This window comes from Luteimonas sp. Soil_N_1 (assembly GCF_057656255.1).
Map to the genome: position 1 here is coordinate 2,132,907 of NZ_JBDGKS010000001.1, position 21,707 is coordinate 2,154,613.

General features: G+C 67.7%; 21 protein-coding genes. 12 read left to right on the forward strand and 9 right to left on the reverse strand.

Going from position 1 to position 21,707, the window contains the following annotated elements:
* Positions 1-10: 10 nt before the first annotated feature.
* Together imuA and lexA are read right to left on the reverse strand one after the other, a co-directional pair.
* Positions 11-628, reverse strand: a complete 618-nt coding sequence (gene imuA, locus AC3A4E_RS09850; RefSeq protein ID WP_332077258.1) for a translesion DNA synthesis-associated protein ImuA — start codon at positions 626-628, stop codon at positions 11-13.
* A 1-nt stretch (position 629) separates the two neighbouring features.
* Positions 630-1,229, reverse strand: a complete 600-nt coding sequence (gene lexA / locus AC3A4E_RS09855) for a transcriptional repressor LexA (RefSeq protein WP_487631307.1) — start codon at positions 1,227-1,229, stop codon at positions 630-632.
* Positions 1,230-1,478: 249 nt separating this feature from the next.
* On the opposite strand from lexA, the gene AC3A4E_RS09860 reads away from it, so the two are divergent.
* On the forward strand, positions 1,479-1,832 hold the full coding sequence (locus tag AC3A4E_RS09860) for a hypothetical protein (protein ID WP_487631308.1): 354 nt from the start codon (positions 1,479-1,481) through the stop codon (positions 1,830-1,832).
* A gap of 12 nt (positions 1,833-1,844) precedes the next feature.
* Here the strand turns inward: AC3A4E_RS09860 and AC3A4E_RS09865 are convergent, their stop codons facing one another.
* Together AC3A4E_RS09865 and AC3A4E_RS09870 are read right to left on the reverse strand one after the other, a co-directional pair.
* Complete coding sequence (locus tag AC3A4E_RS09865) at positions 1,845-2,255, reverse strand: DUF4124 domain-containing protein (protein WP_487631309.1); 411 nt, start codon at positions 2,253-2,255, stop codon at positions 1,845-1,847.
* Positions 2,256-2,379: 124 nt separating this feature from the next.
* Positions 2,380-3,687: a replication-associated recombination protein A gene (locus AC3A4E_RS09870; protein ID WP_487632046.1), complete on the reverse strand. Its 1,308-nt coding sequence runs from the start codon at positions 3,685-3,687 to the stop codon at positions 2,380-2,382.
* Positions 3,688-3,814: 127 nt separating this feature from the next.
* Between AC3A4E_RS09870 and AC3A4E_RS09875 the strand changes: the two genes are divergently transcribed.
* Positions 3,815-4,648, forward strand: a complete 834-nt coding sequence (locus tag AC3A4E_RS09875) for a calcium-binding protein (protein ID WP_487631310.1) — start codon at positions 3,815-3,817, stop codon at positions 4,646-4,648.
* A gap of 109 nt (positions 4,649-4,757) precedes the next feature.
* Here the strand turns inward: AC3A4E_RS09875 and lolA are convergent, their stop codons facing one another.
* From lolA to AC3A4E_RS09890, 3 genes are all read right to left on the reverse strand, one after another.
* Positions 4,758-5,390: an outer membrane lipoprotein periplasmic chaperone LolA gene (lolA, locus tag AC3A4E_RS09880; protein WP_487631311.1), complete on the reverse strand. Its 633-nt coding sequence runs from the start codon at positions 5,388-5,390 to the stop codon at positions 4,758-4,760.
* Between the two features lie 146 nt (positions 5,391-5,536).
* Positions 5,537-7,921, reverse strand: coding sequence for a DNA translocase FtsK (locus AC3A4E_RS09885; RefSeq protein WP_487631312.1), 2,385 nt, complete (start codon positions 7,919-7,921; stop codon positions 5,537-5,539).
* Between the two features lie 46 nt (positions 7,922-7,967).
* Positions 7,968-9,035: an alanine dehydrogenase gene (locus AC3A4E_RS09890; protein ID WP_487631313.1), complete on the reverse strand. Its 1,068-nt coding sequence runs from the start codon at positions 9,033-9,035 to the stop codon at positions 7,968-7,970.
* A 154-nt stretch (positions 9,036-9,189) separates the two neighbouring features.
* On the opposite strand from AC3A4E_RS09890, the gene trxB reads away from it, so the two are divergent.
* The 6 genes from trxB (at position 9,190) to AC3A4E_RS09920 (ending at position 15,699) form a co-directional block, all read left to right on the forward strand.
* On the forward strand, positions 9,190-10,152 hold the full coding sequence (gene trxB, locus AC3A4E_RS09895) for a thioredoxin-disulfide reductase (RefSeq protein ID WP_487631314.1): 963 nt from the start codon (positions 9,190-9,192) through the stop codon (positions 10,150-10,152).
* A 17-nt stretch (positions 10,153-10,169) separates the two neighbouring features.
* Positions 10,170-11,480, forward strand: a complete 1,311-nt coding sequence (locus AC3A4E_RS09900) for a DUF2254 domain-containing protein (protein ID WP_487631315.1) — start codon at positions 10,170-10,172, stop codon at positions 11,478-11,480.
* On the forward strand, positions 11,477-12,604 hold the full coding sequence (locus AC3A4E_RS09905; RefSeq protein ID WP_487631316.1) for a GNAT family N-acetyltransferase: 1,128 nt from the start codon (positions 11,477-11,479) through the stop codon (positions 12,602-12,604). Before AC3A4E_RS09900 ends, AC3A4E_RS09905 begins: the two co-directional genes overlap by 4 nt.
* Positions 12,601-13,344 carry a leucyl/phenylalanyl-tRNA--protein transferase gene (gene aat / locus AC3A4E_RS09910; protein ID WP_487631317.1) on the forward strand — a complete coding sequence of 248 codons (744 nt, stop codon included), beginning with the start codon at positions 12,601-12,603 and terminating at the stop codon, positions 13,342-13,344. Before AC3A4E_RS09905 ends, aat begins: the two co-directional genes overlap by 4 nt.
* 122 nt (positions 13,345-13,466) lie before the next feature.
* Positions 13,467-13,685, forward strand: coding sequence for a translation initiation factor IF-1 (gene infA, locus AC3A4E_RS09915; protein ID WP_055248081.1), 219 nt, complete (start codon positions 13,467-13,469; stop codon positions 13,683-13,685).
* A gap of 148 nt (positions 13,686-13,833) precedes the next feature.
* Positions 13,834-15,699 (forward strand): DUF885 domain-containing protein, encoded by a 1,866-nt coding sequence (locus AC3A4E_RS09920; RefSeq protein ID WP_487631318.1) that lies wholly within the window; start codon positions 13,834-13,836, stop codon positions 15,697-15,699.
* Between the two features lie 74 nt (positions 15,700-15,773).
* On the opposite strand, the gene clpA is transcribed toward AC3A4E_RS09920, so the two are convergent.
* The gene (gene clpA, locus AC3A4E_RS09925; RefSeq protein WP_487631319.1) at positions 15,774-18,059 is read right to left on the reverse strand and encodes an ATP-dependent Clp protease ATP-binding subunit ClpA; all 2,286 of its coding nucleotides are present in this window, start codon (positions 18,057-18,059) and stop codon (positions 15,774-15,776) included.
* Between the two features lie 78 nt (positions 18,060-18,137).
* Complete coding sequence (gene clpS / locus AC3A4E_RS09930; RefSeq protein WP_232135322.1) at positions 18,138-18,458, reverse strand: ATP-dependent Clp protease adapter ClpS; 321 nt, start codon at positions 18,456-18,458, stop codon at positions 18,138-18,140.
* Between the two features lie 85 nt (positions 18,459-18,543).
* On the opposite strand from clpS, the gene AC3A4E_RS09935 reads away from it, so the two are divergent.
* The 4 genes from AC3A4E_RS09935 to hflD are packed head-to-tail and all read left to right on the forward strand — an operon-like array spanning position 18,544 to position 21,264.
* Positions 18,544-19,080, forward strand: coding sequence for a type III secretion system chaperone family protein (locus AC3A4E_RS09935; protein WP_487631320.1), 537 nt, complete (start codon positions 18,544-18,546; stop codon positions 19,078-19,080).
* A complete protein-coding gene (locus AC3A4E_RS09940; RefSeq protein WP_232149524.1) occupies positions 19,080-19,562 on the forward strand; it encodes an NUDIX hydrolase in 483 nt (160 codons plus the stop codon). Before AC3A4E_RS09935 ends, AC3A4E_RS09940 begins: the two co-directional genes overlap by 1 nt.
* A complete protein-coding gene (mnmA, locus tag AC3A4E_RS09945) occupies positions 19,559-20,680 on the forward strand; it encodes a tRNA 2-thiouridine(34) synthase MnmA (RefSeq protein ID WP_487631321.1) in 1,122 nt (373 codons plus the stop codon). The genes AC3A4E_RS09940 and mnmA overlap by 4 nt, the downstream gene beginning before the upstream one ends.
* A complete protein-coding gene (hflD, locus tag AC3A4E_RS09950) occupies positions 20,680-21,264 on the forward strand; it encodes a high frequency lysogenization protein HflD (RefSeq protein ID WP_232136160.1) in 585 nt (194 codons plus the stop codon). Before mnmA ends, hflD begins: the two co-directional genes overlap by 1 nt.
* The last annotated feature ends 443 nt before the right edge of the window (positions 21,265-21,707 follow it).

Genomic DNA, 21,707 nt, shown 5'->3' on the forward strand with positions numbered 1-21,707 from the left:
GCAGGAGCATTCAGCTCGCCAATCGCAGCGGTTGCGACGGCACCTGCCCGCCGCGGCATTTGCGCACCTGCCAGGCCTGCACCTCGGGCAGATACTCCAGCCGCAATGCCGCCGGCGATGCATTCGCCGCGTGGCGCCGGTCGCGCAGTGCGAAGGCATGGCAATCACCGCTGTCGGCCGCCACCTGCAGGCGCCGCATCAACCGGGCATCGCCGGTATCCGGCCAGCCCAGCACCGCCGCGCAGGCGCCGCTGCGCAGGCATTGCTCGAACGCCCACAGCGCATCGGCAGGCGATGCCTCGACGACATCCAGCGCGTCCAGCCGCACGCCTGCCGCCTGCCAAGCCGGTGCATAGGGAATGCAAGGCGGCGCGACCAGCACCACGCGTCCACCGGCGGCGGTGATGCGTGACAGCGCGGGGAACAGCAACGAGATTTCGCCGACGCCATCGGCCGGCAGCAGCAGTTCGGTCAATGCACGCGGCGGCCAGCCACCGCCCGGCAGCGCGGCATCGAGCGCGGCATGTCCGGTCGGCTGACCGATGTCGGCGCAGCGCGTGCCGCGCCCGGCCGACCACACCGTTCGCGCGGCCAGCAGGGCATCCAGCGATTGGAGCGCCGGCGCCATGTCAGCCCTGCCGCACCAGACCGCAATACAGGCCTTCGATCGCGAAGTCGGCATCGGCGGCGACCACGATCGGCGCATGCGCGGGATTGCGAGGCAGCAGCCGGACGCCGCCTTCGCGGTGTTCGAGCCGCTTGATGGTGATGGCATCGTCCAGCCGCGCGACGACGGTCTGGCCGTCGCGTGCATCGCGGCTGCGGTGCACGCCGACGAGATCGCCTTCGAGAATGCCGTCGTCGATCATCGAATCGCCCTCGACCCGCAGCAGGTAATCCGGGCGCAGCGAAAACAGGCTGCGGTCCAGCCACAGCACGCGATCGCTGCCGGTGTCCGGACCGATCGGTACACCCGCGGCCACGCGCCCGAGCACCGGCAACGCGGCCATGCGGTCGCCCTGCCCCGGCAGCCGCAGCCCGCGCTTCTGGCCGGCCTGCAGTTCCACGAGTCCGGCCGACACCAGCGCCTGCACATGCTTCTGCGCGGCATTGCGCGAGGCGAAACCGAAGGCCGCAGCGATTTCGGCCAGGCTCGGCGGCGCACCGGCGGCGATGCGCTCGCGCAGGAATTCGAGGACGGCGGCACGCTGGGGAGACAGATCGCTCATGGTGTACATTTGTACACCTTCGAAACGCAATGCGCCATCGGTCCCAGGACCCACCCACTGCCGCGGCTTCCCGGGATCCCGATGACAGCCGCACTGCGCCTGACCGGTTCATGCAAGTGCCCATTGCCGCGCGCGCCATGGATCACCGACGGATGCGCGCAAGAACGTTTACAGGGTTGTCCCCAGTGGTCGCGCCCACCGTCGGGCACCTAGCATCGGATCCAGTCTGTCTGGACTCCGGAGCGCATCGTGGACCGGCAACGCAAGGTGTTCCTGTTCCCCGCCCGCTGGCGGCGTTCGACCTGGCAGATCACGGCCACCGTACTGCTGGCGTTGCTGGTCGCGTCCAATGCGGCGTGGCTGCACGCCAGCCGCAGCGATGGCGATGCGACCGCTGCTTTCCCGCAACCCGGCCACCTCCCCTCACCCCAGCGCGTGATCTACGAATACCCGAAGCCGGCCGCCATCGCGGCTACGGCACCGGAACAGGTGGTGGCCTACCGTTCGACACCGCTGGCCGCCGGTGAGCGCTGCGCCGGCGGCCAGGTCATCCGCCGCCTGCCCAACGGCTGGGAAGGCACCAACCGGCCCTGCAATCCCTGATCGCCTGATGGCTCACCCGCGTCCGCGATGGTTGCAGACCGCCGATACCCGGTCGTTGAGGCGTTGCAGGTCGTCGTAGCGGCGCTGCATGCCGAGCCTGCGCAAGGCCTTGTCCTGGTTCGCGCGAGCGGCCAGACAGCGCGTGTGCTGATCGTCACGCCTGGGGGTGGACGCACGGGGTGCCCGGCCCTGCCGGACCGGAGCGGATCCACGTCGCGGCGTCGACGGCGTCGTCGCCGGACGTTGTGTGACCTTCGCCGCGGACGTCTCCTGCACCTCGATCGCCCATGTCCGGACGGCTTCGCCATCGGCGCAGGGCTGCGACTGGTAGCTGTGGCCACCTCCGCCATCGACGCATTTGTGGACGGACTGCGCGGCCGCCGGCCACGCGACGGACAGCAGCAGGCACAGGCAGATCCGCATCGGCATTTCCTTCGGGGAAGAACCGTCTACGACCCTGCGCGTGGGCGTCTGCCTGCACCATCGTGCGAATACCTGCAGCACTTCGGCCGCATGCCGGACCGGCCGTCAGGAAATCCGCAGACGATCAGTCGTCGCCGGCCTCGCGGGCCTTGCGGATCGCTTCCGCACGCGCAGCGCGCAAGGTGTCGAGCTTGTCCTTGAGCTTGATCTCCATGCCGCGCGCGACCGGCTGGTAGTAGATCCGCTCGCCCATCGCGTCCGGAAACGCGGTCTGGTCGAGCGCGATGCCGTCCTCGGTGTCGTGGTCGTACTGGTAGCCGGTGCCGTAGCCGAGTTCCTTCATCAGCTTGGTCGGCGCGTTGCGGAAATGCATCGGCACGTCCTGCGTGCCGTATTCGCGCACGTCGCGTTTGGCCTGGTTGAAGGCCATGTAGCCGGCGTTGGATTTCGCGGTGCTGGCCAGATAGATCACCAGCTGCGCGAGCGCGAGTTCGCCTTCGGGGCTGCCGAGACGATCAAAAGTCTCCCAGGCATCGATGGACATCTGCAGCGCACGCGGATCGGCCAGACCGACGTCCTCCACCGCCATGCGCGTCATGCGCCGGGCGAGATAACCGGGATCGCAGCCGCCATCGAGCATGCGCGTCAGCCAGTACAGCGCGGCATCGGGATTCGAACTGCGCACGCATTTGTGCAGCGCCGAGATCTGGTCGTAGAACTGCTCGCCGCCCTTGTCGAAACGGCGCGTGCGGTCGGCCAGCACCTGTTCGATCGTGCTGCCGGTGACTTCGCCGCCCTCGCCCGCCAGTTCGGCGGCGATTTCCAGCAGCGTCAGTGCGCGTCGCACGTCGCCATCGGCGGCCACCGCGATCAGCCGCAGCAGATCGTCGGCGATCCGCAGCCCGCGATCGCCCAGTCCGCGATCGGCATCGGCCAGCGCACGGTGCAGCGATTCGAGGATGTCGTCGGGCGACACCGACTCCATCACGTGTACGCGGCAACGCGACAGCAGCGCGGAGTTGAGTTCGAACGACGGGTTTTCGGTGGTCGCGCCGACGAACACGATCGTGCCGCGTTCGATATGCGGCAGGAACGCGTCCTGCTGGGTCTTGTTGAACCGGTGCACCTCGTCGACGAAGAGCACCGTGCGGCGCCCGCCGTCGAAGCGGTGCGCGGCTTCGGCCAGCACCTGGCGCACCTCCGGCAGACCCGACAGCACCGCCGAGATCGCCTTGAACTCGGCGTCCGCGTAGTGCGCCAGCAGCAGCGCCAGCGTGGTCTTGCCACAGCCCGGCGGCCCCCACAGCACCATCGAATGGATCTTGCCGGCCTCGACGGCCGTCCGCAGCGCGGTGCCTTCTGCGACCAGACGACGCTGGCCGACCATCTCGTCGAGCCTGGCCGGCCGCATGCGCTCGGCCAGCGGACGCATCGCACTGCGGTCGACCTGCAGCAGGTCACCGGTGTCGGCGCGGGATGGGCGGGAACGGGGCACGCGATTAACCTGTGACCTGGGACTGCAACGGAGTGCCGGGATGACGATATTGCGACACACGGACGTGATCACAACCGCAACGCTGCAACTGAAGTGGCTCGCCGGTCTTCTGTTGCTCGCCGCTTCGACGACGGCTGCCGCGGACTGGCGCCGCGATGCGGTCGACACGCTGTTCCGCGAAAGCGGCGACCATCGGCTCGTGGTCCTCGGTGAAATGCACGGCACCCGCGAGATTCCGCTGCTGGCGGGCGATCTGGTCGAACGCTGGAGCACGTCCGGACCGGTCCTGCTCGCGCTGGAGATTCCCGCGCGTGAGCATCCGGCGATGCGCGAGGTGGTGGCCGGTGGCGGCACGGAGGCCTTGATCGACGGTCTGCGGCAACGGCCGTGGTGGGCGCTGTCGCCCGACCAGAGCGATGGCCGCCGCAGCGAAGACGTGCTGTTGCTGGTGCAGCGCATCGGCGCGCTGCGCAGCGCTGGACGCGATGTCGCGATCGTGCCGTTCGATCCGCGCAGCGCAGAGTGTCATGCGCGCGGGAACTGCGAAGCCGCGATGGCCCATGTCCTCCGGCGCGCGTATGACGCCCTGCCCGCAGGCCGCATCGTCGTGGTCGTCGGCAATCTCCACGCGATGCGACGCCCCCCGGGCGATCCCGCGAGTCCATTCGCAGGCAAGACACCGATGACGGCCCATCTCCGCGATCTGGCCCCGATGTCGATCGACATCACCGCCGAACGCGGACAGTTCTGGGCCTGCCAGGATGTCGACGCGTGCGGCACGGTGGCAGTCGGTCGCCCGCGTCCCGGTGGCCGCCAACCCGAAGATGCGCCCTACGGCTACCGGCTCGTGCTGCCGGCATTCACGCCGATCCGGCAGGTCGGCGAACCGGGTCTCTAGCCGTTCTCCAGCACGCGCCGGGCCCCGGATCCCGCAAACGCGAACGGCCTCCCGAAGGCGGCCGCTCGATGCGAGTCTCGCGCATCCCGCAACGCGGGACGCGACAGATTTATTCCTCGCCCACCACATCCACACCCGCCGGCGGCGTGTAACGGAAGGTATCGGCGGCGAACGTGGGATTGCGCTGCCAGCCGCTGAAACCGATGGTCGTACGCTGGCCCAGTGTGTCGTGGATTTCCATGCGCGACAGGCTGCCGTCGCTGCCGAAGCCCAGACGTGCGCGCTCGAACGCGGCGTTCTCGGCGCGCTTGGGACGCAGCTCGAGCCAGTTCAGACCACCGGCGCTGCCGGCCTCGGCGACAGTGAAGTCGCGGTCGAGCTTCGACGGGTCGATCAGCGCGGCCAGCGGACTGTCCTGCTCCTCGCTGCCCTGCGAGCGGCGCGTGACCTGCTCCAGATCCGGGTCGTAGACCCACACCGTGCGGCCGTCGGCGACGATCAGCTGTGGATACGGCTTCACGTATTCCCAGCGGAACAGACGCGGCGCCGACAGTGCCAGCGTGCCGCTGGACGTTTCCTTGACCCGGCCGTTGCCATCGGCGACCTGCTGGGTGAACTGGGCTTCGAGGCCCTTGAGGCCACGCGTGAACTGCTCGAGCTGCGGGCGCGCGTCGGCGGCCTGGGCGATGCCGGCCACCATCAGCACGGCAGCGGCGGCGAACCAGCGGGAATGACGGATCATCGGGCGCATGCGGGAGAACCTCGGGGTTCGGTGTGACGTTGGATCGGAGTGTGCGAATTCTTTGCTGAATGCGGCGACGACGGCGTGGACCTGCGCCGATGCCGTGCATCGACGATTCATCGCATGTCGCAACAGCGACGGTTCGATCAGCGCGGCGGTGGCGGCGGCGCGAGCACGCTGCGGTCGCCGTTGTGCTCGGGCGGCGTCACCACGCCGGCCGCTTCCATCGCCTCGACCAGACGCGCGGCGCGGTTGTAACCGATCTTCAGCCGGCGCTGCACACCGGAAATCGAGGCGCGGCGGGTTTCGGTGACGATCTTGACCGCTTCGTCGTACAGCGGATCGCTCTCGTCGCCACCACCACCGCCGCTCTCCGGCAGGCCGGTCGCGCCGACCACGGTGCCGTCGCCCATCGTCTGCACCTCGTCGAGCACGCCCGAGATGTAGTCGGCCTGGCCGCTCTGCTTGAGGTGTTCGACGACGCGGTGCACTTCTTCATCGGACACGAACGCGCCGTGCACGCGCTCGGGCATCGCCGTGCCCGGCGGCAGATACAGCATGTCGCCGTTGCCGAGCAGCGTTTCCGCGCCGGACTGGTCGAGGATGGTGCGCGAATCGATCTTGGAGCTGACCTGGAACGCGATGCGGGTCGGGATGTTGGCCTTGATCAGACCGGTGATCACGTCCACCGACGGCCGCTGCGTGGCGAGGATCAGATGGATGCCGGCCGCACGCGCCTTCTGCGCCAGACGCGCGATGAGTTCTTCGACCTTCTTGCCGACGATCATCATCATGTCGGCGAATTCGTCGATGAAGATGACGATGTAGGGCAGCGGCTCGAGCAGTTCGGCGACGTCGCTCGATTCCGGATTCGGCCGGAACAGCGGGTCGGACATCGGCTGCCCGGCGTCCTGCGCGTCCTTGACCTTCTTGTTGAAGCCGGCCAGGTTGCGCACGCCGACGGCGCTCATCAACTTGTAGCGGCGCTCCATCTCCGCCACGCACCAGCGCAGGCCGTTCGCGGCCTCCTTCATGTCGGTGACCACCGGCGCCAGCAGGTGCGGAATGCCTTCGTAGACGCTGAGCTCCAGCATCTTCGGGTCGATCATCAGCATGCGCAGGTCTTTCGGGCTGGCCTTGAACAGCAGGCTCAGCACCATCGAATTGACCGCGACCGACTTGCCCGAGCCGGTGGTGCCGGCGACGAGCAGATGCGGCATGCGCGCCAGATCGGCGACCACGGGATTGCCACTGATGCCCTTGCCCAGCGCCAGCGTCAACGGGCTCGGCGACTTGTCGTATTCCTTCGAATCGAGCAGCTCGGTGAGATAGATCATCTCCCGGCGCACGTTCGGGATTTCCAGGCCGATCACCGACTTGCCCGGAATCACGTCGACCACACGGACCGATTTTACCGACAGGCCGCGGGCGATGTCCTTGTCCAGCGAGCTGATCTGGCTGACCTTGACGCCCGGCGCGGGCTCCATCTCGAAGCGCGTGATCACCGGGCCCGGCTGCGCCTCTTTGACTTCCACGTCGATGCGGAAGTCCTTGAGCTTGAATTCGATCTGCCGCGACAGGGTATCGAGCGTCGCCTGGTCGTAACCGCTGGGCTGGGGCTTGGGCGGATCGAGCAGCGACAGCGGTGGCAGATCCGACCCGTTGGCGTTGACGCCCCGGAACATCGGAATCTGCTGCTCGCGCTTGGCGCGCTCGCTCTTCTCGACCACGGGCGGCGTCGGCGGCACTTCGATCTTCACCGGCTCGCGCCTGGCGCGCAGTTCGGTGTCGACCTTGCGCGCCTCGGTGCGCTCCTCGCGGTGCACGCGGGCTTCCTTCCAGTCGGAGGCCTGCTTGCTGCTGCGGCGGAACAGCACCGGCAGCTTCATGACCCAGCCGCCGATGCGGTCCATCAGGACGAACCACGACAGCCCGGTTGCCAGCGTCACCGACACCAGGAACAGCGCGAGCAGCAGCAGGTTGCCGCCGAACGCACCCAGGCCCGCCTTCAACGTATTACCGATCAATCTGCCGAGAATGCCGCCACCGCCCGCCGGATAGTTCAGCAGAACCTCGAAACGCAGCGCGAGCAGACCGGCACCCGTGATCAGGAAGCCGACGATGCCGGCCAGGCGCAGGGCCGGCCCGAAATCCGCACGGCCATCACCGTCCCGGTCCATGCCGAACAGGGCGATCCAGGCGATCGCGCCGAGGATCAACGGCAAGGGATAGGCCATGAACCCGAACAGCTGCAGCAGCACGTCGGCAATCCAGGCACCGACCGGCCCGCCAACATTGCGGATCTCGCCCGGCAGCACACCGGTCTGCGACGACCAGCTGGGATCGGTATGCGAATGGGTGACCAGACAGGCCAGCAGGTACAGCAGCAGCGGCGCGATCAGGATCAGCGCGATGTCGCGGACCAGACGCTGGCGACGCGGATTCGGCGCCGCCTTGGCGGACGCCGCGGGTGCGGCATCCTTGGCTGCGTTGCGCGAGCGCTTGGGTCGATCTGAAAGCGGGCGTGCCACCGTGCGTCTTTACCTGAGGAAGTCGGTACAGGCCTTTGATCTTACGTCAAAGTTTCATGCCCTGCAGCGCAGGATGCACGAGTTTGCCGCCTTCGACGTTGATGCCGCGAACCAGCGCCTGGTTGTCGCGCCAATGGCCCGATGCCAGCTTGTTGACCCACGGCAGGATCGCCGCGCAGATCGCCTGCGACGAGGTCTGGGGCACGGCGCCGGGCATGTTGGTCACGCAGAAGTGGGTGACGCCCTCTTCCACGTAGACCGGCTCCTTCCAGGTCGTCGGACGCGACGTCTCGAAGCAGCCGCCCTGGTCGATCGAGATGTCGACGAGCACGCTGCCGTCCTCCATCGATTCGATCATTTCGCGCGTGACCACATGCGGCGCGACTGCGCCGGTCACCAGCACCGCGCCGATCACCAGATCCGCCGAGGCGACCTCGCGGGCGACGACGTCATCGTAGGGATACAGCGCGGTCACGTTGTTGCCCAGACGCATCATCTGTTCCATGCGGTCCTGGCGCTTCTCGAACACCACGACGTTGGCACCGCCGGCCGCAGCCAGCGCCGCCGATGCACCACCGGCCACGCCGGCGCCGAACACCACCACCTTGCCGCGCTCGGTCGACGGCAGGCCGCCGAGCAGCTTGCCCTTGCCGCCCAGCGGCTGGTGCAGGTAATGCGTGCCGATCTGCACCGCGATCTTGCCGGCGATCACCGACATCGGCGCCAGCAGCGGCAGCTCGCCGTTGTCGAGCTCGACGGTCTCGAACGCGACGCCGGTCAGGCCGATGTCGAGCAGACGCCTGGTCAGCTCGGGCAGCGGCGCCAGATGCAGGTAGCAGAACAGCAGATGGTCCTTGCGCAGCAGCGCGAGGTCGCCTTCGATCGGCTCCTTGACCTTGACGATCAGTTCGCCCTTCTCGTACAGCGCGGCTGCATCCGGTGCGATGTGCACGCCCAGACGGCTGTAGGCCTCGTCGCTGAAGCCCGACTTCAGGCCCGCGCCCTGCTGCACCCACACTTCGTGGCCGCGGTTGACCAGATCGCCTGCCGCTTCGGGCACCAGGGCCACGCGGCCTTCGAGGGTCTTGGTCTCACTCGGAATACCGATACGCATGTCGACGACTCCTGCACGAAAAAACGCCGCTTTCGGCGGCGTGTCACGGATGGATCGTTCCGGCCGGATCGCACGACCGAACCTTGTTTTGCAGGGGGCGCACCGCCAAGCTATGCGTCACGTCAGGCCGTAGCGCCGCAGTCCGCGAGTATACATGAGCGTCTCCAACAGCCCCCGCCACCTCCGCCTGCTGATCCTCGGATCGGGCCCCGCCGGCTGGACCGCGGCCGTCTACGCCGCACGCGCCAACCTCAAGCCGGTCGTCATCACCGGCATGCAGATGGGCGGCCAGCTGATGACGACCACCGAGGTCGACAACTGGCCGGGGGACGCGCACGGGCTGATGGGTCCGGACCTGATGGCGCGCATGCAGGCGCATGCCGAGCGTTTCGACACCGAAACCATCTTCGACCACATCCACACCGCGGATCTCTCGCAGCGTCCGTTCCGCCTCAAGGGCGACAGCGGCGAGTACACCGCCGACGCGATCATCATCGCGACCGGCGCGACCGCGAAGTACCTCGGCCTGCCGTCGGAAGAGGCGTTCAAGGGCCGCGGCGTGTCCGCCTGCGCCACCTGCGACGGCTTCTTCTACAAGGACCAGGACGTGGCCGTGGTCGGCGGCGGCAACACCGCGGTCGAGGAAGCGCTGTACCTGTCGAACATCGCCAGGACCGTCTATCTGGTCCATCGCCGCGACACGCTGCGCGCCGAGAAGATCATGCAGGACAAGCTCAACGCGAAGATCCAGGCCGGCAAGATCGTGCCGGTGTGGCATCACACGGTCGACGAGGTACTCGGCAACGATGCTGGCGTGACCGGTCTGCGCCTCAAATCCGTGCAGGACGACAGCACCCGCGAGATCGCCGTGCACGGCTTCTTCGTCGCGATCGGCCACACGCCGAACACGACGCTGTTCGAAGGCCAGCTGGCGATGAATAACGGCTACCTCGAGATCCGCTCGGGCATCGACGGCAATGCGACCTCGACCAACGTGCCGGGCGTGTTCGCCGCGGGCGACGTGACCGACCAGCACTACCGTCAGGCGATCACCTCGGCCGGCTTCGGCTGCATGGCCGCGCTCGACGCCGAACGCTTCCTCGACCAGCAGGGCTGAGCCCCGATGCCAGGCGCATGCGTTCCGGCCCCGCGCGCGGGACGCTGCGCATGACCCTGGCGCAACTGCGATTGATTCTGCGCCGGGAATCCCGGCGCATGTGGGTGCGCGCGACGATCTATTGCGGCCTGGCGATCGTCACCGCGCTGGTCGGCGCACTGGTCAAGACCTGGATTCCCGAATCGCTGGCCGGGCGCATCGGCGCCGATTCGGTCGGCAACCTGCTCGGCATCCTCGCCGCGTCGATGCTGGCGGTGACGACGTTCTCGCTGTCGACGATGGTCTCGGCCTACAGCTCGGCCTCGACCAGCGCCACGCCGCGCGCGACGCGGTTGCTGATCGCCGACAGCGGAGCCCAGGGCGCGCTGGCGACCTTCATCGGCGCGTTCCTGTTCGCGGTCGTCGGCCTGATCGCCCTGAGCACCGGCATCTACGGCGACAGCGGCCGGGTCGTGCTGTTCGCGGCCACCGTGCTGGTGATCGTGCTGATCACGCTGACCCTGCTGCGCTGGATCGAACAGCTGTCGAGCTTCGGCCGGCTCGGCGCGACGATCAATCTGGTCGAGGACGTGACCCGGCGCGCGATGCGCCTGTACGCGGCCGATCCCTATTTCGGCGCGGCGCCCTCGCCCGGTGTGCCCGCGGATGCGACGCCGTTCGAGGCCAAAGATATCGGCTACGTCGAACACATCGATGTCGCGCTGCTGGCGGCGATCGCAGCCGAACACGACGGCGAGATCCATGTGGTGTCGTTGCCGGGCGTATTCGCCGCCCCCGGTCGTGCGCTGGTCGCGACGCGCGGTCTACCCGCAACCGATGCCGTTGTCGAACGCGTGCGCAGCGCGTTCACCATCAGCGACGAGCGCAGCTTCGAGCAGGACCCGCGCTACGGCTTCGTCGTGCTGACCGAGATCGGCAGCCGCGCGCTGTCAGCCAGCATCAACGATGCCGGCACCGCGATCGACATCATCGGCACCGTGACCCGGCTGATGTGCGAGTGGGCACGCCTGGGGGTGCCAGCAGGCGAAACCGATATCCGCCATGCGCGCGTGTTCGTGCCCGCGATCGACATCGACGATGTGTTCGGCGATCTGTATCCCTCGCTGGCCCGCGATGGCGCCGGTCTGGTGGAAATCGGTATCCGCATGCAGAAGGGACTCGCGGCAATTGCCGCGTCCGGCGATCCCGTCTTCGCCGCGGCCGCCAGCCGCCACGCGGGACTGGCGATGGCGCGCGCGATGACCGCGCTGACGTTCGAGCCCGACCGCGAGCTGTTGCGGCGCACCGTCATCGAAGCCGGCGACAGCGTCGACGGACGCAGCGGATGACCGCGCTGCGCGTGCTGTCGCAACTGTCGGATGTGCCGGCAGCGGACTGGGATGCGCTGCATGACGGCAACCCCTTCGTCAGCCATGCCTTTCTCGCAGGCTTGGAGCAGCACGGCTGCCTGCGCGCCGAATGGGGCTGGACGCCGCAGCATCTGACGCTGTGGGACGACGACACGCTGATCGCCGCGGCACCCGCGTACCGCAAGACCAACTCGCACGGCGAGTTCGTGTTCGACCATGCCTGGGCGCATGCTTATGCGCAGCACGGCCATGACTATTTCCCGAAGCTGCTGGTCGCCTCGCCCTACTCGCCGGTGACCGGTCCGCGTCTGCTGGCGCGCGATGCCGCTGCGCAGACTGCGCTGCGCGTCGCCTTCGAGCGCGCGACTGGCGATGCGGGCTGGTCGTCGGCCCACGTCAATTTCCACACCGCTGCCGAAGCGGATGCCTTCGACACCGACTGGCTGCCGCGCATCGACGTGCAGTACCACTGGCGCAATCCCGGCGACTGGTCGACGTTCGACGACTACCTCGGCGCGATGGACCACAAGCACCGCAAGAACATCCGCCAGGAGCGCGCCAAGGTCGCGCGCGCCGGGGTGACCTTCCGCGTGCTGCACGGTGACGAGGCCAGCGACGACGATCTCGCGACGATGTACCGCTTCTATCTGCAGACCTTCGCCGAGTACGGCAACTCGCCTGCGCTGACGCTCGATTTCCTGCGCCATCTCGCTACGACGATGCCGCGCCAGCTGGTACTGGTGCTGGCTGACCTCGGCGACACACCGGTCGCCGGTGCGCTGTGCCTGCGCAGTGGCGACACGCTATACGGCCGATACTGGGGCGCGATCGCCACCCTGCCCGGCCTGCATTTCGAAACCTGCTACTACCAGGGCATCGACTACTGCCTGCGGACGGGCCTGCGCCACTTCGAACCCGGCGCGCAGGGCGAACACAAACTCGCACGTGGGTTCCTGCCGACGCTGGTGCACAGCCGCCACTGGATCGCCGATCCCGAATTCCGCCGCGCGCTGCACGAGTGGTGCGCGCAGGAAGCGCAGTCGATCCGCAGTTACGCCGCGACGCTCGCGGCCAGCAGTCCGTTTCGGCAGCCAACCCCGTGAGCCTGCATCTGCCGCGCCTCGGCGTGGAGCCGGATGCACCGTTTCCGCCGGTCGACAGCGCATTGCGCCGTCCCGACGGCCTGCTCGCATTCGGTGGCGATCTGTCAGTGACGCGGCTGCGCAACGCCTATCGCCATGGCGTGTTTCCGTGGTTCTCCGAAGGCCAGCCGATCCTGTGGTGGTCGCCGGATCCGCGCACGGTGTTCGAGACCGCGGACCTGCGCCCCAACCGCCGGCTCGCACGCACCTTGCGCGGCAGCAACTGGACCCTGCGTGCCGATACCGCGTTCGCCGACGTCGTGACCGCCTGCGCGCAGGCGCCGCGCCCCGGACAGGATGGCACCTGGATCACCGACGACATGCGCGAGGCCTACGCCGCGCTGCACGCGGCAGGCGCCGCCCACAGCGTCGAGGTGTTCGACGGCGACGACCTCGTCGGCGGCATCTATGGCGTGTCGATCGGCCGGATGTTCTTCGGCGAAAGCATGTTCAGCGCCCGCACCGGCGCCTCGAAGGCCGCCCTGTTCGGACTCGCCCGGCAGATGCGTCAATGGGGCATGCCGCTGATCGATGCCCAGGTCGGCAATCCGCACCTGGCGTCGCTGGGCGCGGCCAGCTGGCCGCGTGAACGGTTCATCGAATCGGTCGATGCGCTGGCCGAAGCGCCGGCCCCGGTCATCGGCGCATGGACCGGAGCGTTCGGTGAGATCCGGGCCGCTGTGCTGGGCGCGCCAGACTGACGCTCACGGTGGGTCTTTTTGCATCGCCCGCAGCCGCGTGCGACAATACCCCGCTTTGTTGGCGCGAGCTCGAAATCATTCGAGCCGCGCGCCGCATCCCTAACGACGGATATTCCAGACGAATGGCGAAAGACGACGTCATCGAGTTCGAAGGCGCGGTCTCCGAGACCCTCCCGAACACCATGTTCCGGGTGAAGCTCGAGAACGGCCACGAAATCATTGCGCACATCTCCGGACGTATGCGCAAGAACTACATCCGCATCCTGACCGGTGACCGGGTCAAGGTGGAAATGACGCCCTACGATCTGACCAAGGGCCGCATCACCTACCGCATGAAGTAATTGCGGTAGCGCACCACACTTCCGAAGGCGGCCATGGGTCGCCTTCGTCGTTCCGGGCACCCGGTCGGCACACGGACCGGGCGGAACCGTAGGCCGGCAGCACATCGACGGGGTAGGCTCGGTCCACCTGACCGAACGGATGCCGCCGATGCCCCGATTGCCCACCGTGACCGCGCTCACCCTCGCGCTCGCGTTCGCCCTGCCTGCCCTTGCGCAGACCGTGCCGACCGCGGGCGCCGCGCCCGCCGCGATGACCCAGGCGCCGCCTGCGGCCGAGACCGCACGCCTCAATGCCTGGCTCGACCAGCAGTACGAAGCCTCGCTCCGCTTCAGTCCGATCGGGCTGACGATGCTGGGCCGCAAGGATCTGTACGACCAGCTCGACGACGTGTCCGATGCGGCGGCGCAGGAACAGCTCGCCTGGCAACAGTCCAGTGCGGAAACGATGACGCGCACCTTCGACCGGGATGCACTCGATGCGGAGGGCCGTCTGTCCTACGACCTCTGGGCACAGCAGACGCGCGATGCGACGGCGCAGTTCGAGTTCCGCCGCAACGCCTACGCCTTTGACCAGATGATGGGCCCGCAGGCGATGCAGCCCACGGTGCTGATCAACTTCCACAAGGTCGACAGCGAGGCGGACTATCGCGCGTACATCGCACGCCTGCAGGCGCTGCCGACGATGTTCGACACCCTGCTCGGGCACGCCGCCACGAGCGCCGCAGCCGGCATCCGCGCTCCCCGCTTCACCTACACCGGGGTGATCGCGCAGGCGCGCAACGTGATCACAGGCGCCCCGTTCACCGATGGCGAGGACACCGCCCTGTGGGCCGACCTGGTCGCGAAAGCCGATGCGCTGCGCGAAGCCGGCACGATCGATGCCGAAACCGCCGACGCGCTCAAGGCGCAGGCACGCACAGCGCTGGTCGAGTCGGTCGGGCCGGCCTACGGCCGCGTGATCGCATGGTACGAAGGCGACATCGGCAACGCGCTGGAGAATCCTGCCGGTGTCGGCACCACGCAGTCCGACGGCAAGGCGTATTACGCCGCGCAGCTGCGGCGCAACACCAGTACCGACCTGACACCCGCACAGGTCCACGACATCGGCCTGCAGGACGTGGCGCGCATCCACGCGGAACTGGAGGCGATCAAGACCGAGGTCGGCTTCGAGGGCGATCTCCAGGCGTTCTTCCGCTTCATCGCCACCGATCCGCAGTTCAAGTTCCCGGACACCGACGCGGGCCGCCAGGCCTATCTCGACGAATCCACGCGCCTGCTCGACAACATCAAGCAGCAGTTGCCGCAGTTCTACGGGCTGCTGCCGAAGGCGGATCTGGTCGTGCGCCGCGTCGAGTCGTTCCGCGAGCAGCCCGGCGCGGCGCAGCACTACTTCCCGAGCAGCCCCGACGGCACCCGCGCCGGCATCTACTACGCGCACCTGTCCGACATGAACGCGATGCCGAAGCCGGAACTGGAGGTCATCGCCTATCACGAAGGCCTGCCGGGCCATCACATGCAGATCGCGATCGCGCAGGAACTCACCGGACTGCCGCAGTTCCGCACCCAGTACCAGACCACGGCATATTCGGAAGGCTGGGGGCTGTACTCCGAGTGGCAGGCGCAGGAGATTCCGGGCACCTACCAGGATCCCTACGCCCGCTACGGCAGGCTCAGCTCGGAACTCTGGCGGGCGATCCGGCTGGTCGTCGACACCGGCATGCATGACAAGGGCTGGACCGAGCAGCAGGCCGTTGACTACTTCAATGCCAACAGCGGGTTTCCGGAAGCGACCATCCGTTCGGAAGTGCAGCGCTATCTGGTCTGGCCCGGCCAGGCGACGGCCTACAAGATCGGCATGATCCGCATCCAGGAACTGCGCCGTAACGCCGAAGAACGCCTCGGTGACCGCTTCGACGTGCGCGGTTTCCACGATGCCGTGCTCGGCGGCGGTGCGCTGCCGCTGGATCTGCTCGAGCGTCGTGTGGATGCGTGGGTGGAGGCGTCCGCGCGCTGATCGACGCCCATATCGGCAACAAAAAAAAAAGGCGCCCTCGGGCGCCTTCTTCGTGACACGGTCCGCGACGCCGGTCAGTCGACCGTCGCGGTGAGCAGACGCTCCGGCTCCGCCCAGGTTTCGACGGTGAGTTCGCCGTCCTGCACGTCGATCGACACCCGACCGCCGTTGGCCAGCTTGCCGAACAGCAGTTCGTCGGCCAGACGACGCTTGACCTTGTCCTGGATGACGCGCGACATCGGACGCGCACCCATCTGCGGATCGAAGCCGTGCTGGGCCAGCCAGTCGCGCGCTGCCGGTGTGGCCGACAGCGAGACGTTCTTGTCGTGCAGCTGCGACTCCAGCTCGATCATGAACTTGTCGACCACGCGCAGGATGTGCTCGAAACCCAGCGACTGGAACTGCACCACCGCATCGAGACGGTTACGGAATTCCGGCGTGAAGCTCTTGCGGATCACTTCCATCGCATCGCTGCTGTGGTCCTGGCGCATGAAGCCGATCGAACGGCGCGAGGCCTGGGTGGCGCCGGCATTCGTCGTCATCACCAGGATCACGTTGCGGAAGTTCGCCTCGCGACCATTGGTGTCGGTCAGCACGCCGCGATCCATGACCTGCAACAGGATGTTGAAGATGTCCGGATGCGCCTTTTCCACCTCGTCGAGCAGCAGCACGCAGTGCGGCGTCTTGACGATCTTCTCGGTCAGCAGGCCGCCCTGGTCGAAACCCACGTAACCCGGCGGCGCACCGATCAGGCGGCTCACCGAATGCGACTCCATGTACTCGGACATGTCGAAGCGCACCAGCTCGATGCCGAGCTGCAGTGCCAGCTGGCGCGTGACCTCGGTCTTGCCGACACCGGTGGGGCCGGCGAACAGGAAGTTGCCGATCGGCTTGTCCGGGCTGCCGAGGCCCGAGCGCGACAGCTTGATCGCCGAAGTGAGCATCTCGATCGCCGGGTCCTGACCGAAGATCACCATCTTGAGGTTGCGCTCCAGATGCTCCAGCACGTCCTTGTCGGTCGCGCTGACCTGCTTGGCCGGGATGCGCGCCATCTTGGCAACGATGGTCTCGACTTCCTCGACATCGATCAGCGCCTTGCGCACGCCTTCGGGCAGCAGACGCTGACGCGCGCCGGCTTCGTCGATGACGTCGATGGCCTTGTCGGGCAGCAGACGGTCGGCGATGTGCTTGACCGACAGGTCGACTGCAGCCTGCAGCGCCTCGTCGGCATAGGTCACATCGTGATGCGCCTCGTAGCGCGGCTTGAGGCCTTGCAGGATCTGGTAGGTCTCGCTGACGGTCGGCTCGACGATGTCGATCTTCTGGAAGCGGCGCGCCAGTGCGCGATCCTTTTCGAAGATGCCGCGGTATTCCTGGAATGTGGTCGAGCCGATGCAGCGCAGCTCGCCCGACGCCAGCGCCGGCTTGATCAGGTTCGACGCGTCCATCGTGCCGCCCGACGCCGAACCGGCGCCGATGATGGTGTGGATCTCGTCGATGAAGAGGATCGCGCCGGGATGCTTCTTGATCGCGGTCAGCACCGCCTTCAGACGCTTCTCGAAATCGCCGCGATACTTGGTGCCCGCGACCAGCGCGCCGAGATCGAGCGAATAGATCGTCGCGTCGGCCAGCACTTCGGGCACTTCGCCATCGACGATGCGCTTGGCCAGGCCTTCGGCGATCGCGGTCTTGCCCACACCGGCTTCGCCGACGTAGAGCGGATTGTTCTTGCGGCGGCGGCACAGCACCTGGATCGTGCGCTCCACTTCCTCGGCGCGGCCGACCAGCGGGTCGATGCGGCCTTCCTGCGCGGCCACGTTGAGATCGCTCGCGAACTCGGCCAGCGCGTCGCCCTTGCCCTCGCCTTCGGCACCTTCGGTCCGGGCCTGCGCCGGATCCTCATGCACGCCGTCGGGCTCCTCGCCACCGCTCTTGGCGATGCCGTGGGAGAGATAGTTGACGACATCCAGCCGGGTCACGTCCTGCTGGTTGAGGTAGTAGACCGCGTGCGAATCCTTCTCGCCGAAGATCGCGACCAGCACGTTCGCGCCGGTGACTTCCTTCTTGCCCGAGGACTGCACGTGGTAGACGGCACGCTGCAGCACGCGCTGGAACCCGAGCGTGGGCTGAGTGTCACGCGTGTCGTCTTCGGCCAGCTTGGTGACCGATGTGAGGATGGCCTGTTCGAGGTCGCCACGCAGGCGCTCGAAATCCGCGCCGGTGGCCTTGAGCACGGCCTCCGCGGACGGGTTCTCGAGCAGCGACAACAGCAGGTGTTCGACCGTCATGTACTCGTCGCGGGCCTCGCGGGCGCGCTTGTAGCACTGGCCGATCGTGAACTCGAGATCTTTGCTGAACATGGGGCGGTCGCCTCCGGCTTCACTGACACCCTAGATGGGGCCCGATTCCGGCAAACAAACCCTGCCCCCGTGGGCTTATTAGGCCTTTTCCATCGTGCAGAGCAAGGGGTGCAGATTGAGGCGTGCGTATTCGTTCACCTGCGCGACCTTCGACTCCGCGACTTCGCGGCTGTAGATGCCGCACACGCCCCGGCCGCGGGTGTGCACGTGGAGCATCACCTGGGTCGCGCGTTCGAGATCCAGCGCGAAGAACCGCACCAGGATCTCGACCACGAAGTCCATCGGCGTGTAGTCGTCGTTGAGCAGCAGCACCGAGTACAGCGGCGGTGGCGCGACTTCCGGGCGGCCGGGGGCTACCGCGGTGCCGTGATCATGTTCGTGTTCGTGTCTGCGACTCATCCGCCGATTATACCGCCGCGCCGTGGATGGACGCCCCGGACCCCGGTCGTCAGAATGACCGGCATTCCCCCCACCCGGTGCCTCGATGCATCACCGCCGCCTGTTCCGGGCATCGCGCCTGTTGCCGCTCGCCTGCCTGCTCGTCCTGTCGCCGATCGTCGCGGCCGGACAAGGCGCGGCCGAACGGCAACCGCCCGCGGCCGACATCGTTCCCAGCGCCGAAGACACGCTCGCGCAACGGCTCGACGCCCACGGCGTGCGCTACGAGCGCGATGACGACGGCGATTACCGCGTCGTCTTCGCGTGGCAGCAGGAGAACCGCAGCCAGCTCGCGTTCGTCGCCGGCAGTGCCCACGTGCTCGGCGACAGCGCGGTCCGCGAGGTGTTCTCGCCCGCTGCGCCGGTGCCCGCGGGCGGCTTCAGCGCCGAGCAGGCCGACATGCTGCTGCGCGACAGCCAGCGCAACATTCTCGGTGGCTGGGAGATCGCCGGCGACACACTGTTCTATGTGATCAAGCTCCACGACGACGCCGACGGCGCGCGTTTCGAGCAGGCGCTCGAGATCGCTGCCCAGCTGGCCGACGACATGGAGCTGCAGCTCACCGGGGAGGACACGCTCTGATGGCGGTGTCTGCCGATCCGCGCTTCTGGCAGCCGGATGTGACCGTCGCCACCGTGGTCATGGATGGCGGCCGCGTGCTCTGCATCGAGGAGCGCGTCGACGGGCGTCTGGTGATCAACCAGCCGGCCGGCCATCTGGAACCGGACGAGTCACTGCTGCACGCTGCCGTGCGCGAGACGCTCGAGGAATCGGGCTGGACGGTCGAGCTGACCGGTTTCATCGGCAGTTATCTGTGGAAGTCCGCGCCGCGTCCCGGCGAGGCCGATGGCCGGCATTTCCTGCGCTTCGCCTTCGCCGCGCGCCCGCTGTCGCACGATCCGGCACGCGCGCTCGACGACGGCATCGAGAAGGCCACCTGGTTCACCCCGGCGCAGCTGCAGGCCGAAGCGGCGCGACACCGCAGCCCGCTGGTCTGGCAGGTCGTCGCCGATTGCCTCGCCGGCCAGCGCTTCCCGTTGTCGGCCGTGCGCCAGATTCCGTGAGCGCACCGGAGGTCATCGTCGGCATGTCCGGCGGCGTGGATTCCTCGGTCGCCGCACTGCTGCTGCGCGATGCGGGCACGCCGCTGGCCGGACTGTTCATGCAGAACTGGGCCGAAGACGGCAGCGGCGACTGCCGGGCCGAGGACGATCGCCGCGACGCGGTGGCCGTCTCCGGCCGGCTCGGCCTGCCGATCCACTTCCGCGATTTCTCCGGCGAATACTGGGCCGGCGTGTTCGAGCACTTCATCGCCGAGTACGCGGCCGGCCGCACGCCGAATCCCGACGTGCTGTGCAACCGAGAGATCAAGTTCAAGCATTTCCTCGACGCGGCGCGCGATCTGGGCGCGGCCAAGATCGCGACCGGGCACTATGCACGCGTCGATTTCGAGGGCGGCCGCTGGCGCCTGTTGCGCGCGCGCGATCGCAACAAGGACCAGAGCTACTTCCTGCACCAGCTCGGCCAGGCGCAACTCGCCGCCACCCTGTTCCCGCTCGGTGAACTGCCCAAGACCGACGTCCGCGATCTCGCACGCGCCGCCGGCCTGCCCACTGCGGAGAAGAAGGATTCGACCGGCATCTGCTTCATCGGCGAACGCGACTTCCGCACGTTCCTCGGCCAATACCTGCCCGCGCGCCAGGGCGAGATGCGCACGCCCGACGGACATCGCGTCGGCATGCATCCCGGCGTCTTCTATTTCACCCTCGGTCAGCGCGAAGGCCTGCAGATCGGTGGCGTGCGCGGCTTCGACGCGGCGCCCTGGTATGTGGTCGGCAAGGATGTGGGCGACAATGTGCTCTTCGTCGCCCAGGGCGCCGACACGCCGTACCTGCTGTCGTCGCATCTGACGAGCGAACCCGCACACTGGATCGCCGGCGACCCGCCGGCGCAGCGCTTCCGCTGCACCGCCCAGACCCGTTACCGGCAACACGAGGAATCCTGCGAAGTGACCATCGACGCGAACACCGGCCAGCTCGACGTGCGGTTCGACCGCCCCCAGCGTGCGGTCACGCCCGGACAGTCCGTGGTGCTCTACGACGGCGACGTCTGCCTCGGCGGCGCGGTCATCGCGCGCACCGACGCGCCGCTGGAACTGCGCGCACGCGGGGTGGCGGCATGATGGAGCAACGTGTCCTCGCCCTCGCCGGCATGGCGCAGGCGCTCAAGCAGGTCCGCCGCATCGCCGAAACCGGCCAGGCCGACGCCGCGGTTCTGTCGACCGCGCTCGACAGCGTGTTCCGCATCGACGCCACCTCGCCCGCCGATGTCTACGGCGGCCGCGATGCGGTCGTGCCCGGCCTGATGCTGCTGCGCGACTATTTCGGCAACCAGGGCAGCGACCCGCTGCTGCCCAAGCTCGGCCTCGCGGTCGTGCAACTGGAGCGCCGTTTCATCCAGGACAGCGCCGTCAGCGGCGAAGTCCACCACGGCATCCTCGAGATCAAGCCGAAGGCCGAGGAACTCGGACACACCCATCCGGAAGTGCTGGCCGCACTCGGCGCGCTGTATGCCGACACCGTCAGCCATCTGCGCCCGAAGGTGATGGTCCAGGGCAATCCGCATTATCTCGGCCAGGCCAACGTCGTCGCGGAGATCCGCGCGGTGCTGCTGGCTTCGCTGCGTTCGGCGGTGTTGTGGCGGCAGATGGGCGGCAGTCTCTGGGACTTCCTGCTGCGCCGTCAGCAGATGCTCAAGTCGATCTGATCCCCACCCCGCCCGCGCGTCGATTGACCTCGACACCGGGCGGGCTCACGCATCGAGCCAACGCCTGCGCGTACAGATAACACGCGCTGCGTCCTTGATGCGGATTCGTGGTGCCGGACCTGGATCCGCGCACAGCATGCGGACAGTGCGCGCCGACTCACATCACATGGGGTGACGGTGATGCACGCGACTTCGGAGCGTGCTGCGTTCTTGGCATCTGCGCATGCACGCAAGCGACTACCGGCGTACTCCGCGGGGGACGTGCGTATCCCCGCAGCCGTGTGACACAGCGTGATCAGATCGGCAGGCAGCCAGAGCTGAGAGCGATCCAGACGGCGGACGCTGCACGAACTCGCGTCGTCATTTCCGGAATCCCGGCCTGTCAATCGAACCGTGCGCCGTCAGCCGCCAGTCCGCGGCCACCTGTCGCGGCATGTGCCGGC

Coding starts and splice junctions, on each gene's coding strand:
- imuA (WP_332077258.1), bottom strand. CDS start 628: ATGGCGCCGGCGCTCCAATCGCTGGATGCCCTGCTGGCCGCGCGAACG.
- lexA (WP_487631307.1), bottom strand. CDS start 1,229: ATGAGCGATCTGTCTCCCCAGCGTGCCGCCGTCCTCGAATTCCTGCGC.
- trxB (WP_487631314.1), top strand. CDS start 9,190: ATGAGCGTCTCCAACAGCCCCCGCCACCTCCGCCTGCTGATCCTCGGA.
- AC3A4E_RS09900 (WP_487631315.1), top strand. CDS start 10,170: ATGCGTTCCGGCCCCGCGCGCGGGACGCTGCGCATGACCCTGGCGCAA.
- AC3A4E_RS09935 (WP_487631320.1), top strand. CDS start 18,544: ATGCATCACCGCCGCCTGTTCCGGGCATCGCGCCTGTTGCCGCTCGCC.
- AC3A4E_RS09890 (WP_487631313.1), bottom strand. CDS start 9,035: ATGCGTATCGGTATTCCGAGTGAGACCAAGACCCTCGAAGGCCGCGTG.
- hflD (WP_232136160.1), top strand. CDS start 20,680: ATGGAGCAACGTGTCCTCGCCCTCGCCGGCATGGCGCAGGCGCTCAAG.
- clpS (WP_232135322.1), bottom strand. CDS start 18,458: ATGAGTCGCAGACACGAACACGAACATGATCACGGCACCGCGGTAGCC.
- AC3A4E_RS09940 (WP_232149524.1), top strand. CDS start 19,080: ATGGCGGTGTCTGCCGATCCGCGCTTCTGGCAGCCGGATGTGACCGTC.
- AC3A4E_RS09865 (WP_487631309.1), bottom strand. CDS start 2,255: ATGCGGATCTGCCTGTGCCTGCTGCTGTCCGTCGCGTGGCCGGCGGCC.
- AC3A4E_RS09920 (WP_487631318.1), top strand. CDS start 13,834: ATGCCCCGATTGCCCACCGTGACCGCGCTCACCCTCGCGCTCGCGTTC.
- infA (WP_055248081.1), top strand. CDS start 13,467: ATGGCGAAAGACGACGTCATCGAGTTCGAAGGCGCGGTCTCCGAGACC.
- AC3A4E_RS09870 (WP_487632046.1), bottom strand. CDS start 3,687: ATGCGTCCGCTGGCCGAGCGCATGCGGCCGGCCAGGCTCGACGAGATG.
- lolA (WP_487631311.1), bottom strand. CDS start 5,390: ATGATCCGTCATTCCCGCTGGTTCGCCGCCGCTGCCGTGCTGATGGTG.
- clpA (WP_487631319.1), bottom strand. CDS start 18,059: ATGTTCAGCAAAGATCTCGAGTTCACGATCGGCCAGTGCTACAAGCGC.
- AC3A4E_RS09905 (WP_487631316.1), top strand. CDS start 11,477: ATGACCGCGCTGCGCGTGCTGTCGCAACTGTCGGATGTGCCGGCAGCG.